Below are 15100 nucleotides of genomic sequence, written 5' to 3'. Positions count from 1 at the left end.
CCTTGCGGATGATTTGCCCCTCATCCCGCTGCTGCGACCTTCTCCCCGCAAGCGGGGCGAAGGGACTTGGGGCACTCGCCTCGTTCCACGATGACCCCGCAGAGAAAACACTGTTGTGTTCCGCCGATGCTATGCGACTGCTTGGGGCAATCCGGTGCCGCGTGTCTCCTTCGCCCCGCCTGCGGGGAGAAGGTGGCCGGCAGGCCGGATGAGGGGCAAGCCCTAACCCGGCGCTGCCGTGCCTAAGCGTTACGAACCCGCAGCAGCCTTCTCGATCGCCGGCATCAGCCCTTCCTTCACGCTTCTGTCGTCGAAAGGGCCGACGCGTTTGTAGAGGATCGTGCCGTCGGCGCCGACGAGATAAGATTCGGGGATGCCATAGACGCCCCAGTCGATCGCCGCCTTGCCGCGCGGATCGACGCCGACCGCGGCAAAGGGGTTGCCGAGTTCGCCGAGAAACCTCAGCGCGTTTTCGTTCTGGTCCTTGTAGTTGATGCCGACGACCGTCAGCCGCTCATCCTTCGACAGTTCGAGAATGAACGGATGCTCCTGCCGGCACGGCACGCACCAGGAAGCCCAGACATTGACCAGCGTCAGCTTGCCCTTGATTGCCGCATCCGTCAGCGCCGGCATCGGCTGGCCGTTTCGCGTAGCACCTTCAAGCGGCGGCATGTCGAGCATCGGCGCCTTGGTGCCGATAAGAGCCGAAGGGATCTCGCTCACATCCTTGCCCGAATTGAGCTGGCTCCAGAAAATGGTGGCAAGGGCCGCGAAGATCGCGAGCGGCAGGAGGGCCAGACCGACGCGCAAGAGCCCCGGCTTGCGCTCTTCGCTGCCCGGTGCAGGAGTGCTGCTCATCGTGCCTCTCCGGTTGATGCTTCCGCCGAGCGCCGACGCACGCCCGATGCTTCGAGTTCGCGCAGTTCACGCTGGCGCGCCCGTCCGTCGGCGATCACCCAGAGACAGAGGCCGGCGACGGTCAGCGTCGCAATGCCGTAACTGGCAAAGACATAAGCGGCATGGCTCATCATAAGGTCACATCTCCCGGCCGGCGCTGCGGGCTGCAAGACGGCGAAGCGACGTCACGCGCCGGCGCCAGATCTCGTTGCGCATGGCGGCGATATGCAGCGTGAAGAACAGCAGCGTGAAGGCGATAGCCATTACGACGAGCGGGCGGAGAAACTCCGGGTCGATCGTCGGGCCGTCGAGCCTCAGCACACTCGCCGGCTGGTGCAGCGTGTTCCACCATTCGACCGAAAACTTGATGATCGGAATGTTGACGAAGCCGACCAGCACCAGCACGGCCGAGACCCGCGACGAGCGCGCCGGATCGTCCATCGCACGGTTGAGCGCCATCAGCCCGAGATACATCAGGAAGAGCACGAAGACCGAGGTCAGCCGCGCGTCCCACACCCACCAGGCGCCCCACATCGGCTTGCCCCAGAGCGAGCCCGTGACAAGAGCGAGAAAGGTAAAGCAGGCACCGATCGGAGCGGCTGCCCGCGACGACACGTCGGCGAGCGGATGTCGCCAGACGAGCGTGCCGAGGGCGGCAAGCGCCATCACTGAATAGCACATCATCGACAGCCAGGCGGCCGGCACATGCACATACATGATGCGCACCGTCTCGCCCTGCTGGTAGTCGCCTTCCGTCGTGAACGACAGCCACAGGCCGACGACGAAGAAGAGCGCCGTCAGCGCGGCAAGCCATGGCAGCACGCGATCGGCCAGCGCCAGAAACCGCGTCGGGTTGGCGAGGTCGCTGAATTTGCGGATGGCAAGGCTGTTTTCGCTCATGATCGCTCTTTAACGCTTAAGGCCTGTTGCTGCAATTGATCCCCGTCAAACACGCGATCACGATGAGTTTTGCGCCGTATCGACCATGCCACCGTAAACGCCTTCGATATTAAAGGGTTAGAGCGGGACGCGCCCGAAAACCGCAAACAGTTTATCCCTATCCCGCTTGATCCGCGTCAGTCGGACGCATGACGAAGTGCTGCAGCGGCAGCAACCGGCCCGATGACGGCGAAAAACAGGGTGATCGCCGCAAGGATCATCAGCGGCGGCAGGAATGGAGCCGGGTCCTCGATTGCCGCATAGACGGCGCTGACCCCGAAGATCAGCACGGGAATGGCAAGCGGCAGCACCAGGATCGACACCAGCAGGCCGCCGCGCGGCAGCGACACTGCCACGGCCGCGCCGACCGCGCCGATGAAGGTGATTGCCGGCGTTCCGACCAGGAGCGTCAACATGGTGGCGCCAATCGCGAGCGCGTCCATATTCATGAACAGGCCGAGCAAGGGCGCTGCAATGACAAGCGGCAGGCCCGTGGCAGCCCAATGGGCGGCGCATTTGACGAACACGGTGACGAGCAGCGGCGTTTCCTGCATCAGCATCAGATCGAGCGACCCGTCTTCGCGCTCCGCCTGGAACAGTCGGTCGAGACCGAGAAGCGATGCGAGCAACGCGCCGATCCACAGGATTGCAGGGCCAATGCGCGCGAGCAGGTTGAGGTCGGGGCCAACACCGAAGGGAATGACGGCGACGACGGTCATGAAGAACAGGACGCCGATCATCGCACCACCGCCGGCGCGGATGGAGAGTTTGAGGTCGCGGAGGAAGAGCGCAATCATTTACGTGCCCTCGTCATCTCTTTGCCGCCGGTCGCCAGTTCAAGCGTCATGCCACAGGCCTCCATCGATGCCGACAAAGCCGGTCATCTGCAATTGCCTGGCGCGCTCAAGCCCGAGCGGCTGGTGTGTCGCCGCGATGACGATGCCACCCGTATCGAGATGCGCATTGACCAGGCCGGCAAAAAGCTTGTCGGCACCGGCATCGAGTGCTGCCGTCGGTTCGTCGAGAATCCAGATCGGGCGGTAGGCGACGATGAGCTTGGCCATCGCCATGCGGCGCTGCTGGCCGGCTGACAGGTAGCCGAAGGGCAGGTGCGCGATACCTCGAAGCCCGACGGCCTCCACCGCTTCGACAAGGTTCCTGCCCGATCCCCCGGGCGAATCACCCATGAAGTTTTTCCAGAAGGAAAGATTTTCCGCGACGGTCAGCTCGCGCTTCATCGCATTTCGATGGCCGAGATAGTGGCTGAGCTCCGACGGATGGCGTATTTCAGGAGGGCCATTCTCAAGTTTGAGACGGCCCTTTTCGGCCATCAGCAGACCGGCCAGAACCCGCAGCAAAGTAGACTTTCCAGACCCGTTCGGGCCCGTCACCACAAGGGCTTCACCGGCACCGAGCGCAAAGGAAATATCGTTAAAAATCAAATCCTCGCCTCGCCTCGCACTCAGACCTTCAGCCAGCAGGCGCATCAATTTTCAGCTTCCCTTTACGCTCTTTGCCGCAAGGCAAAAAAAAGTCCCGATTGGACCTTGGTTGGTCTGGCACGATTTGGAGAAATTATCTATAAGGCGGCCAACACGCCAGCGGTCGGCGTGAATTTCATCCTAGCGCCGAACATGGAATGAATTTCCACGTACGGACAGCGGAAATGGCCGCACCCGCATCCCAATTCGCGCTTCATTGCGCTCGGGCGTTCGTACGTCAGTTTTTTGGCGATCAGACGGAACGGGGTATTATCCAGTGTCCAAGTCCCTAGACAGTTTTAATTGTCGCTCCACGCTCACCGTCAACGGTGTCGACTACGTCTATTACAGCCTGCCCAAGGCTGAGGCGAACGGTCTCGCCGGCGTTTCGAAGCTGCCCTACTCGATGAAGGTGCTGCTCGAAAATCTGCTGCGCAACGAAGACGGTCGCTCCGTCACCAAGAAGGACATCGAGAACGTCGCAGCCTGGCTGAACGACAAGGGCACTGCCGAAAACGAAATCGCCTACCGCCCGGCCCGCGTGCTGATGCAGGACTTCACCGGCGTTCCCGCCGTCGTCGACCTCGCTGCGATGCGCGACGCCATGGTTTCGCTCGGCGGCGATCCGGAAAAAATCAACCCGCTGGTCCCCGTCGACCTCGTCATCGACCACTCCGTCATCGTCGACGAATTCGGTACGCCCACCGCCTTTGCCCGCAACGTCGAGCTCGAATACGAGCGCAACGGCGAGCGCTACCGCTTCCTGAAGTGGGGCCAGCAGGCGTTCAAGAACTTCCGCGTCGTGCCGCCCGGCACCGGTATCTGTCACCAGGTCAATCTGGAATATCTGGGCCAGACCGTCTGGACCCGTGAAGAAGACGGCGAAATCACCGCCTACCCGGACACCTGCGTTGGCACCGACAGCCACACCACGATGATCAACGGCCTGGGCGTTCTCGGCTGGGGCGTCGGTGGTATCGAGGCTGAAGCAGCCATGCTCGGCCAGCCGGTCTCCATGCTCCTGCCTGAGGTCATCGGCTTCAAGCTGACCGGCAAGCTGAAGGAAGGCGTCACCGCAACCGACCTGGTTCTCATGGTCGTGCAGATGCTGCGCAAGAAGGGCGTCGTTTCGAAGTTCGTCGAATTCTTCGGCCCGGGCCTCGACAACATGACGCTCGCCGATCGCGCCACCATCGGCAACATGGGTCCGGAATACGGCGCCACCTGCGGCTTCTTCCCGGTCGACGGCGAAACCATCAACTACCTCACCATGTCCGGCCGCGAAGAGCAGCGCATCGCGCTTGTCGAAGCCTACTCCAAGGCGCAAGGCATGTGGCGCGACGGTGACGGCTCGGAGCTGGTCTTTACCGACACGCTCGAACTCGACCTCGGCGAAGTCGTTCCGGCCATGGCCGGTCCGAAGCGTCCGGAAGGCCGCATCCCGCTCGAAAGCATTGCCTCGGGCTTCGCAACGGCGCTTGAAGGAGACTACAAGAAGCCGGGCCAGCTTTCGAACCGCTATGCCGTCGAAGGCACCGATTTCGATCTCGGCCATGGCGACGTTGCCATCGCTGCGATCACGTCGTGCACCAACACCTCCAACCCGTCGGTCCTGATCGCTGCCGGCCTTCTCGCCCGCAACGCCGTTGCCAAGGGCCTGAAGTCCAAGCCCTGGGTCAAGACCTCGCTGGCGCCGGGATCGCAGGTCGTCGGCGAATACCTTGCCAAGTCCGGCCTGCAGAAGGACCTCGACGCGCTCGGCTTCAACCTCGTCGGCTTCGGCTGCACGACCTGCATCGGCAACTCCGGTCCACTGCCGGCGCCGATCTCCAAGACGATCAACGACAAGGGCCTGATTGCCGCCGGCGTTCTCTCCGGCAACCGCAACTTCGAAGGCCGTATCTCGCCTGACGTCCAGGCGAACTACCTCGCCTCGCCGCCGCTCGTCGTTGCCTATGCGCTCGCCGGTACGGTCCAGAAGGATCTGACCAACGAGCCGCTCGGCGAAGACCGGGACGGAAACCCGGTCTTCCTCAAGGACATCTGGCCGACCTCCAAGGAGATCCAGGAGTTCATCTTCAAGTACGTCACGCGCGAACTCTACGCGAGCAAGTATGCAGACGTGTTCAAGGGCGACGAAAACTGGCAGGCCGTTCAGGTTCCTCCGGGCCAGACCTACGCTTGGGACGACGGTTCGACCTACGTGCAGAACCCGCCCTACTTCGTCGGCATGGGCAAGTCCGGCTCGGGCATCTCCGACATCAAGGGCGCGCGCGTCCTCGGCCTGTTCGGCGACAAGATCACCACCGACCACATCTCCCCGGCCGGTTCGATCAAGGCTGCCTCGCCGGCCGGTGCTTACCTCATCGGTCATGGCGTCGGCGTTGCCGACTTCAACCAGTACGGTACGCGTCGCGGCAACCATGAGGTGATGATGCGCGGCACCTTTGCCAACATCCGCATCCGCAACCACATGCTCGGCCCGAACGGCAAGGAAGGTGGCTACACCATCCACTATCCGTCGAAGGAAGAGATGTCGATTTACGACGCCGCCATGCAGTACAAGGAAGAGGGCGTTCCGCTCGTCATCTTCGCCGGTGTCGAATACGGCAACGGCTCGTCGCGCGACTGGGCCGCAAAGGGCACCAACCTGCTCGGCGTCAAGGCTGTTGTCGCCCAGTCCTTCGAGCGTATCCACCGCTCGAACCTGGTCGGCATGGGCGTCATCCCGTTCGTCTTCGAAGAAGGCACGACCTGGGAATCGCTCGGCCTTAAGGGCGACGAGATCGTCACGATCGACAACCTCGCCAATGTCCAGCCGCGCGAAAAGCGCGTTGCCAAGATCACCTATGGCGACGGCAGCGTGAAGGACGTTCCGCTCGTCTGCCGCATCGATACGCTCGACGAAGTGACCTATGTCAACAACGGCGGCATCCTGCAGACGGTTCTGCGCGACCTCGCAGCCTGATCGCACCGGTTGTCTGAAGCATGAAAGGGCCGGGATACCGCAAGGTGTCCCGGCCCTTTCACATTTCCTGCAGGTTGCCTGCCCATATCCTCACTCCAACGTGACTTCCCGTTGAAGCAACAGCGTCGTATGTAATGGACTTCCCCGTGAAGTAGGCCTGTCGGCCGCCAATGAAGTGACGCCATGACATTCGCAGACAGATATTTCCTTCGCCCTGTTGCACTGGCTTTCGGGCTCTTTGCGGCAGCGTCGGTTCCGGCGATGGCGGAAGACGGCAAGGTCATCAAGGGCGTCGTCGAACTCTTCACCAGCCAGGGCTGCTCCTCCTGCCCACCGGCCGATGCCGCCTTGAAGAAGCTGGTGGATGACGGCGACGTGGTCGCCCTTTCCTATCACGTCGACTACTGGAACTATCTCGGCTGGAAGGACACGCTGGCCTCCAGCGACAACACCGACCGCCAATATGCCTATGCCCGTATGCTGGGGCGAAACGGCGTCTACACGCCGCAGGCGATCCTCAACGGCCGCGACCATGTCAACGGCGCCAATCTGCAGGCGATCAAATCCCGGCTCGACACGATGAAAGCCGCCGGCAAGGGGCTGGCCGTTCCGGTAGAGGCGAAGATCAACGGCGAGGAGATCTCGATCAAGGTCGGGGCGGGTGACGGCAAGGCCAATGTCGTCGTCGTCTATTTCGACCGGGCGAAGGTCGTCGACGTCGAGAAGGGCGAAAACAGCGGAAAGAAGATTTCCTACTGGCACGCGGTGCGCGACATCCAGACCATCGGCATGTGGGATGGCAAGCCCGCGACCTTCACCCTTCCGGCAACGGTTCTGACGGAGCAGCGTGGCAAAAGCGGCTGCGCGGTGCTGTTGCAGTCTATGAAGGATGCCGAAACCCCGGGTCCGATCATCGGCGCCACGGCCGTGCTCGCGGGGCCCCAGGGCAAACTGTGAGCGGCGGCAACGCCTTGATCGACATCCGTTTGGCAAGCAAAGGCTTGAGCGCAGCAGCACCGTTGCCACGTGCATTTTGGTGCACGAAGCCATAAGGGGTGGTTCGGCCCGGCAGCATCGAGGGGCTGGGGCTGAGGGTTCGAAGTTACCGGACCGAACCGGCCATGACTGCGTTCTCTGAAGGTCACGCAGCATGACGATCTGAACGGGCATACGGTGGCAACGACTCTGCCCGTCAGCGCCCGCGAGTTTTGCGGTGAATTGGGGCGCCGATTTGACTGAAATGGGGCAGAGGCAAGAAATGCCGTCTGCGCCCAACGGCTCCGGATGCTTCCGGCTTGCTTTTCGGCTCGTGTCAGGCAAACTGTTATCGTTCTGTCACAACAGAAGGCCGGATTGCCGATGACCGATGAGCCGGATTTGCCGCGAGGCGAGGCGCGACATCAGCGCCAGGCCACATCCGAAGTGGTCGTTGATCTCTCGGAATACAAGAACGCCCGGAACGCTCCCCCCGTCACCTTCCATCGCCGCGAACTCGACCAGATCCTGTGGGTCTATGGCCGCATGGTCGGCGAAGGCGAATGGCGCGACTACGCTATCGACCACCTGAAGGATCGGGCCGTCTTCTCCGTGTTCAAGCGATCGGGTGAGATGCCGCTCTACCGCATCGAGAAAAGCCCGAAGCTTGCTGCCAAGCAGGGTGCCTTTAGCGTTCTCAACGCGCACGGCACGATCCTGAAGCGTGGACATGAACTCGGGCAGGTGCTGAAGGTTTTTGACAAAGTGCTGAAGCTGATCGAAACCTGAAAGGCCGGTTCCAAGCCGATCGGAGGTGCGAACCTGGCAACCCGCCGGGGAGGGTGTACCGACTTCTCCTTCCTTCGAAGGTGTCCCGAAAGCCATGCGACGCCATGTTTTCAAGCCATTCCCGACGGAATGCTTCGCACGCTTCCTAAAGCATGTAGTGCAAAAGTGTTCCGCGGTTTTGCGATAACGACATGCGTGAAAACAAGACCTTAAAGCGCGCCAAGCGAATCTGAAAGATCGCGACGCTCTTTAACGCCCGCTCTCAGTCCTGATAGAGGGTATCAGGGTAGACGCCCTCGGACGGATCGCCGGTCGATCCCCCGCCAAGCGCCAGCTGCATGATCGCCGTATCGAGCCAGCGCCCATGCTTGAAGCCTGTCGCCTTCATCAACCCCTGATCTTCGAAGCCAACAGAGCGGTGAACCGCGATCGATGCGGGATGGGCGCCACCGATGACCGCCACCATCTGGCGAAACCCGAGCTCTGTGCAACGGCGGACGAGCTCGATCAACAGCATCTTGCCGGCGCCCTTCCCCCGTGCCGACGGCGCCAGGTAGATCGAGTCCTCGACCAGGAAACGGTAGGCAGCGCGCGTGCGGAATGCGGAGGCATAGGCATAGCCGACAATCGTGCCGGCCTCGTCAGTGGCGACGATGTAGGGATATCCGTGATCGACGATGGTGGAAAAGCGCGCCGTCATCTCCGCCTCTAAGGGAGGCACGATCTCGTAGGTGGCGACACCGTTCAGAACGGATTCACGGTAGATCTCGGTAATGGCCGACAGATCGGAAGGGGTAGCGTCGCGTAAGGTCAGGGGCATGGGAAGATCTTGAAGGTCCGGTTTTCCATTCAGTCACACGGATAGCCCCGGTCGATCAAGCCCTTTGCGGACAACAAAAAAGGCGGCCGAAGCCGCCTTTTCCGTCTGTGCATTCAAGCTTAGTTGTTCCGGTTGCCCATGAACTGAAGCATGAACATGAACAGGTTGATGAAGTCGAGGTAGAGCGTCAGGGCGCCCATGATCGCCTTACGGCCGGCAACGGTGCTGTCATCGGCATCGTAGTACATTTCCTTGATCTTCTGCGTGTCGTAGGCGGTGAGGCCTGCGAAGATCAGCACGCCGATCACCGAGATCGCGAAGCCGAGCGCCGAAGAGGCGAGGAAGATGTTGACGATCGACGCGATGATGACGCCGAACAGACCCATGATCAGGAACGAGCCCATGCCGGACAGGTCCTTCTTCGTGGTGTAGCCGTAGAGCGACAGCGCACCGAAGGAGGCGGCGGTCACGAAGAACGTCTGCACGATGCTCTGGCCGGTGAAGACCATGAAGATCGACGACAGCGAAACGCCCATCAGTGCCGCATAAACCCAGAACGTCATCTGCGCGGCAGAAACGCTCATGCTGTTAATGCGGAAGCTCATGAAGAACACGAGACCCAGCGGAGCGAGCATGACGACCCATTTCAGGGGCGACGCGTAAAGAAGTTGGGCGAATGCCGGATTGGAGACGGCAAGCGCGAATGTTCCGTAAGCTGCCAGGCCGGTGATCGCCAGGCCCAGGGCCATCAGGTTGTAGACCTTCAGCATATAGGTGCGAAGGCCTTCGTCGATCATGGCACCCGCCTGAGCGCCGGCAGGCGACATTCGGGTTTGGTAGTTTCTCAGATCAGCCATTGTTTCCTCATTTAAGCCCCGGTTGAACTTACGGTGTCGGGCGGATGACCTCAGACCCAACGAGAGGTCGCCATCCCATGCCCAGGCGCCGCTGCGGGGCTCCAGCATGCCTGTGGATAAATATGATGCCGAAAGCCTTTTGGTACAAGACCTTTGGCCCCCTGATTCGGTACAGCCTTAGCGTTTATGGCCTTGCAGGACAGGGATTTACGGTTAACTTCGCCGCTCAAAGCTCCCGCAGAACCGGCGCCGCCTTTTGGCCCAGCACGCGCCAGGTCCCGGCCAGCCCGATGCCGACCGTCATCACCAGCGCGATGACAACAGTCGCGACGGCGACATCCGGCAGGAAACTCGAAGGCAGCTTCATGATCCGGCTGACGACGAACCAGGCGGAAACACCGCCGGCAAACAGCGCAAAAACCGCGGTTGCAAGGCCAAGGATGATGTATTCGTAACTGAAGGCACGGATCAGCGTCGCGCGCGTGGCGCCGAGCGTCTTGAGCACGACGGCATCGTGGATGCGTGCCCTGTTTCCGGCGGCAAGCGCGCCGGCGAGCACCAGCACGGACGCGACCAGGGCCACGGCCGCCGCGGCCCGGATCGCCGTTGCCAGTTGCCCGAGAAGCGCGTTCACAATATCGAGAGCATCCTTCACCCGCACGCTGGTGATCGTCGGATAGGCGTTCGTGACCGCCTTCAGCACGGTCGCCTCTTCCTGCGGCGTCGCACCCGGATCGATCACCGTCGCCAGCCACGCATGCGGCGCGCCGGCAAAGGTGTTGGGCGAGAACACCATGACAAAATTGATCGACAGCGATTCCCATTCGACATTGCGGAAGTTGGCAATCCTGGCGGTGATGTTGCGGCCGAGCACGTTGACGGTGACCATGTCGCCGATCTTCAAGCCCAGTTCACGCGCTTCCTCCGCCGAAAACGATACCAGCGGCTCGCCGCTATAATCGGGCGCCCACCAGCTGCCTTCGGCAAGCGTCGAATTCTCGGGCTTGTTCTTGGCATAGGTGATGCCGCGGTCGCCGCGCAGCACCCATTGGCCGCTCGGCGGCACGTTGCGGGCGTTCACGTCCTCGCCGTTGAAGGCAATGATGCGGCCACGCAGCATCGGCACCTCGATGACCTTACCGTCAGGCATCGCCCCCTCGAGCAACGTGCGGAATCCTTCGATTTCGCTGCCCTGGATATCGACGAAGAAGAAATTGGGCGCACGCTCGGCCATGCTGCCGGTGAGCTCGCGGCGCAGATTGCCGTCGATCAGCGCAAGCGTAACGAGCAGCGCAAGGCCGAGGCCGAGCGACAGCACCACCGAGGGCGTGAGCGCCCCTGGCCGATGGATGTTGCCGATCGCCAGCCGCAACGCCGGCGAGCTGACGCGCGGAGCGCGGCGCGCAAGCCAGGAAATCAGCAGCGAAACGGCACGCAGGACAATGAAGGCAAAGGCAATCGCCCCAAGAAAGACCAGCGAGATGTAGCGGTCGTAGGCGGTGAAGATAGCAAGACCTGCAAGCGCGCCAAGGCAGGCGAGCGCACCGATGAGATACGGCCACGCGGGAAAGCCCGAGGGATCGAAGCCCTGCTGGCGAAAGAGCGCAGTCGCCGGAATGCCCCGTGCCCGGCCGAGCGGCAGGATGGCAAAGGCCAGCGCGGTCAGCACACCGAAAAGTGCGGCAATGCCGAGCGCGCCCGGATAGAGCCGGAACTCGGTCGAAATCGGCAGAAGATCGGCCAAGAACTGTGCGGCAACGAAGGGGATCAGCGCACCGAGAACAAGCCCGATCGCAATGCCGATCAGCGCGATCAGCAGGATCTGCGCAAGATAGATCATCGCGACAAGCGAGGCCGGCGCGCCGAGGCACTTGAAGGTGGCAATGACGCTGCGCTTCTGGTCGAGATAGGCACGCACGGCATTGGCAACCCCGACGCCGCCGACGATCAGGGCCGTCAAGCCCACAAGCGTCAAGAATTGCGAGAAGCGGGTGATGTTGGCCGTCAGCGACGGCGCGGCATTGGAGCTGGTACGGATCGACCAGCCTGCCGACGGAAAGCGCGTCTCGGCGTCAGTGCGCACAGCGGCCACCCGCGCCGGATCGCTGATCTTCACCTTGTAGCCGTGCTCGACCAGACTTCCCGTCTGTACAAGACCCGAGGCATCGAGCGCTTCGGCGGACACCATCAACCGCGGCGCAAAGCCGAAACCGTCGGAAAGCGCGTCCGGCTCGCGAACGATCGTGCCTGAAATCCGGATGCGGGCATTGCCGAGCAGGATCTCGTCGCCAACGGATATGCCAAGACGGTCGAGCAACAAGGGCGCGGCGACAGCCCCGAAGCCGTCGCCCTGTTGCGCCAACAAGTCACTCAGCGGCTGATCCGGCTGGCTTTCAAGCTTGCCGTAGAGTGGATAGGCCGCATCGACGGCCTTCAACTCGACGAGCGCCTGGTTCGAGCCATCGGGCAAACGGGCCATCGAGCGCAGCCCGGAAGAAACCGAGACCGGCCCGAGCCCGTCGAGAAACGCCCGTTCCTCTGCCGTTGCCACACGATTGTTCAGCTCGAAGCGGATGTCGCCGGCAAGCAGTTCGCGGCCTTGAGACGCGATCGTCGCGGTGATCGATTGCGACAGCGAGTTGACCCCGGCGATCGCAGCCGTGCCGAGCGCGATGCAGGCGAGGAAGATATAAAACCCCTTGAGGCCACCGCGCATTTCACGCAGGGCCAGCCGCAGGGCGAGCAGAGGACGCAGACGAATGGAGGCACCCTCGCTCATGCGGATGCCGCTTCCTGCCTGTGGGTTTCGACAATCGGTTCGGGGGCACCGCTGGAGACGATCTCGCCGGAGCGCACCCGCACCTGCCGCGAGCAGCGGGCGGCCAGCGCCGCGTCATGGGTCACCAGCACCAGTGTCATGCCACGGTCACGCTGTTCGGCGAAAAGCAGGTCGGCGATCTGCCGGCCCGTCTCGGCGTCGAGATTGCCGGTCGGCTCGTCGGCGATCAGCAACTTCGGCGACGGCGCAAGCGCGCGGGCGATCGCCACGCGCTGCTGCTCGCCGCCGGAGAGCTGGCCGGGATAGTGGCTGAGCCGCTCGCCGAGGCCGACTGCGACGAGTTCCTTGCGCGCGATGTCGAAGGCGCCGGGAACATTCGCAAGCTCGAGGGGGACAGCAACGTTTTCGAGTGCCGTCATATTGGGGATGAGATGGAAGGACTGGAAGACGATGCCGATGTTGCGCCCGCGAAAATCGGCGACCCGGTCCTCGTTCAGCCGGTGCAGCGGCGTGCCATCGATGACGATTTCGCCGCGGTCCAACCGTTCGAGACCGGCCAGCACCATGAGCAGCGTCGACTTGCCCGAACCGGAGGGCCCGACGATGCCGACGGATTGTCCCGCATCGATGGTCAGGCTCATGCCTTTCAGCACATGCACCGAGGCTGCGGCCTCGCCGAGGGTGAGGTCGGCATTTTTGAGCTCGATGATGGTACTGGCCAAGCGAAATAACCCTATATGAAACGGAAAGAGGACACGAAAACGGCTCCCGCGATTTAGGAACAGACCCATGGCATTAAAAGGTTTTCAACGGTTTTTCTTGGGGCTCGCAATGACAATTGCGTTATCAGCGACCGCACGGGCCGAAACGATCAGCCTCGTCGGCTTCGGCGACAGCCTGATGGCGGGCTACCAGTTGCCGCCCGAGGATGCCTTCCCGGCCCGACTTGAAAAGGCGCTGAAGGAAAAGGGGCTCGATGTGACTGTGGCCAACGCCGGCGTTTCCGGCGACACCAGTTCCGGCGGGCTCGCCCGCATCGACTGGTCGATCCCCGATGGCACCAGGGGCGTCATCCTTGAGCTTGGCGCCAACGACGCGCTGCGCGGCATCCCGCCGGAGGAAACCCGGAAGAACATGGAGGCAATGATCGCGCGGCTGAAGGAGCGCGGCATCGCTGTCCTGCTCGCAGGCATGATGGCACCGCCGAACATGGGCGCCGACTATGCCGCCCGCTTCAACCCGATCTATCCGGAACTTGCAGAAAAATACGGCCTTGAACTCTACCCGTTCTTCCTTGATGGCGTGGTCACAGACACGGCTCTCAAGCTTGAAGACGGCATGCACCCGAACGGCAACGGCGTCGGCATGATGGTCGAGAAGGCGCTGCCCACCGTCGAACGTTTCATCGCAACATTGGCAAAGGCGGAGTGAACAAATCATCCACAGTTAAGAGAGTGTTAATATTCGCAAGCGTCAAATAGTAGTTGCCTGCAGACTCGATGCGTGATTCGCTGAGACATCTGCAAGAGATTCGGGGAGCTCGCCATGCCGAGACTATTCACCGCCCTCGAAATTCCGCGCAATGTTGCGATGAGTCTTTCATTGCTGCGCGGAGGACTTCCCGGAGCTCGCTGGATCGATGTGGAGAACTACCACATCACCTTGCGCTTTATTGGTGATGTCGACTGGCGCACCGCAGACGAGATCATCGACAAGCTTGACCGGATCGAAAGACCGGAGTTCCAGCTGCAACTCACCGGCACCGGCGCCTTCGGCTCGAAGAAACCGCATTCCGTCTGGGCCGGGGTCAGCAATCACCCGGAAATGTATGCGCTGCAGGCCGAAATCGAGCGCATCTGCCAGCGGCTCAGGCTGCCGGCGGATCCGCGCAAGTTCACGCCGCATGTCACGCTTGCAAGGCTGCGCTCCAGCCGCGTCGAGGATGTGGTCGAATATCTCTCCGGCCGCGGCAACTTCATGGCCTCGCCCTTCACCGTTTCACGCTTCGTGCTGTTGTCGTCACGCGATTCGGTCGGCGGCGGACCTTACCTCACCGAAGAGGTGTTTCCGCTTCACGAGGCCCGTTCTTCGAGCCTGTCGAGCAACGACGAGCATCCGGCTTCCAACATCTGGTAGAGCCGTTCGAACGCTTCAGGGCCGTCATAATAGGGATCAGGAACGTCCTGGTCCCGCCCCGAGGCGTAGGCGAGAAACAGGTCGATTTTGCCGTCGAGACCGGTCGGCGCAATCTGGCGAAGAGTGCTGACGTTTTCTCTATCCATGCCGAGAATGAGGTCGAAAGCCTCGAAGTCGGCCTTCGAAACCTTGCGTCCGCGAAGCCCCGCAATATCAATACCGTGGCGACGGGCCGCTTCGATCGACCGGCGATCCGGCGGATCGCCGGTATGCCATGCGCCCGTGCCCGCCGAATCGACCGTGATCTGCGAACCCAACCCTTGCCGTGCGGCGCATTCGCGAAGCACGCCTTCGGCCAGCGGTGAACGGCAGATATTGCCGAGACAAACGAAAAGAATTCGGATCGGTTTCATGCTATCCATTTCAAGGAGATAGGGGCAGGTCGACATATACGCGGCC

15 protein-coding genes are annotated in these 15100 nt (G+C 61.9%); 5 read left to right on the top strand and 10 right to left on the bottom strand.

Features of this window, described 5'->3' with window-relative positions:
• Positions 1-249 precede the first annotated feature (249 nt).
• From HT585_RS18345 to ccmA, 5 genes are all read right to left on the bottom strand, one after another.
• A complete protein-coding gene (locus HT585_RS18345; RefSeq protein ID WP_176354340.1) occupies positions 250-858 on the bottom strand; it encodes a DsbE family thiol:disulfide interchange protein in 609 nt (202 codons plus the stop codon).
• On the bottom strand, positions 855-1031 hold the full coding sequence (gene ccmD, locus HT585_RS18340; protein ID WP_176354339.1) for a heme exporter protein CcmD: 177 nt from the start codon (positions 1029-1031) through the stop codon (positions 855-857). Before ccmD ends, HT585_RS18345 begins: the two co-directional genes overlap by 4 nt.
• A 4-nt stretch (positions 1032-1035) precedes the next feature.
• Entirely contained in the window at positions 1036-1797 is a 762-nt protein-coding gene (locus HT585_RS18335; RefSeq protein WP_176354338.1) for a heme ABC transporter permease, read from the bottom strand.
• 176 nt (positions 1798-1973) lie between these two features.
• On the bottom strand, positions 1974-2633 hold the full coding sequence (ccmB, locus tag HT585_RS18330; RefSeq protein ID WP_176354337.1) for a heme exporter protein CcmB: 660 nt from the start codon (positions 2631-2633) through the stop codon (positions 1974-1976).
• 39 nt (positions 2634-2672) lie between these two features.
• Positions 2673-3323 carry a heme ABC exporter ATP-binding protein CcmA gene (ccmA, locus tag HT585_RS18325; protein WP_176354336.1) on the bottom strand — a complete coding sequence of 217 codons (651 nt, stop codon included), beginning with the start codon at positions 3321-3323 and terminating at the stop codon, positions 2673-2675.
• Between the two features lie 271 nt (positions 3324-3594).
• On the opposite strand from ccmA, the gene acnA reads away from it, so the two are divergent.
• The 3 genes from acnA (at position 3595) to HT585_RS18310 (ending at position 8049) form a co-directional block, all read left to right on the top strand.
• Positions 3595-6285 carry an aconitate hydratase AcnA gene (gene acnA / locus HT585_RS18320; protein WP_176354335.1) on the top strand — a complete coding sequence of 897 codons (2691 nt, stop codon included), beginning with the start codon at positions 3595-3597 and terminating at the stop codon, positions 6283-6285.
• 183 nt (positions 6286-6468) lie between these two features.
• Positions 6469-7242, top strand: a complete 774-nt coding sequence (locus HT585_RS18315) for a DUF1223 domain-containing protein (protein WP_176354334.1) — start codon at positions 6469-6471, stop codon at positions 7240-7242.
• 402 nt (positions 7243-7644) lie between these two features.
• A complete protein-coding gene (locus tag HT585_RS18310) occupies positions 7645-8049 on the top strand; it encodes a DUF2794 domain-containing protein (RefSeq protein WP_176354333.1) in 405 nt (134 codons plus the stop codon).
• A 262-nt stretch (positions 8050-8311) separates the two neighbouring features.
• On the opposite strand, the gene HT585_RS18305 is transcribed toward HT585_RS18310, so the two are convergent.
• The 4 genes from HT585_RS18305 to HT585_RS18290 all read right to left on the bottom strand — a co-directional run bounded on the left by HT585_RS18305 (position 8312) and on the right by HT585_RS18290 (position 13227).
• Positions 8312-8869 (bottom strand): GNAT family N-acetyltransferase, encoded by a 558-nt coding sequence (locus HT585_RS18305; protein ID WP_176354332.1) that lies wholly within the window; start codon positions 8867-8869, stop codon positions 8312-8314.
• Positions 8870-8988: 119 nt separating this feature from the next.
• Positions 8989-9726, bottom strand: a complete 738-nt coding sequence (locus HT585_RS18300) for a Bax inhibitor-1/YccA family protein (RefSeq protein WP_077500863.1) — start codon at positions 9724-9726, stop codon at positions 8989-8991.
• 226 nt (positions 9727-9952) lie between these two features.
• The gene (locus HT585_RS18295; protein ID WP_176354331.1) at positions 9953-12505 is read right to left on the bottom strand and encodes an ABC transporter permease; all 2553 of its coding nucleotides are present in this window, start codon (positions 12503-12505) and stop codon (positions 9953-9955) included.
• Positions 12502-13227, bottom strand: coding sequence for an ABC transporter ATP-binding protein (locus HT585_RS18290; RefSeq protein ID WP_176354330.1), 726 nt, complete (start codon positions 13225-13227; stop codon positions 12502-12504). The genes HT585_RS18295 and HT585_RS18290 overlap by 4 nt, the downstream gene beginning before the upstream one ends.
• A 67-nt stretch (positions 13228-13294) precedes the next feature.
• Between HT585_RS18290 and HT585_RS18285 the strand changes: the two genes are divergently transcribed.
• Positions 13295-13936 carry an arylesterase gene (locus tag HT585_RS18285; RefSeq protein ID WP_176354329.1) on the top strand — a complete coding sequence of 214 codons (642 nt, stop codon included), beginning with the start codon at positions 13295-13297 and terminating at the stop codon, positions 13934-13936.
• A gap of 114 nt (positions 13937-14050) precedes the next feature.
• Positions 14051-14641: an RNA 2',3'-cyclic phosphodiesterase gene (gene thpR / locus HT585_RS18280; RefSeq protein ID WP_077500866.1), complete on the top strand. Its 591-nt coding sequence runs from the start codon at positions 14051-14053 to the stop codon at positions 14639-14641.
• Here thpR and HT585_RS18275 read toward each other — a convergent pair.
• Positions 14578-15054, bottom strand: a complete 477-nt coding sequence (locus HT585_RS18275) for a low molecular weight protein-tyrosine-phosphatase (RefSeq protein WP_176354328.1) — start codon at positions 15052-15054, stop codon at positions 14578-14580. The two genes, thpR and HT585_RS18275, sit on opposite strands and share 64 nt — an antisense overlap.
• Positions 15055-15100 lie beyond the last annotated feature (46 nt).

It is taken from the genome of Ensifer oleiphilus (assembly GCF_013371465.1).
GTDB lineage: Bacteria > Pseudomonadota > Alphaproteobacteria > Rhizobiales > Rhizobiaceae > Ensifer > Ensifer oleiphilus.
This window is presented reverse-complemented; position numbering and strand designations above follow the sequence as displayed.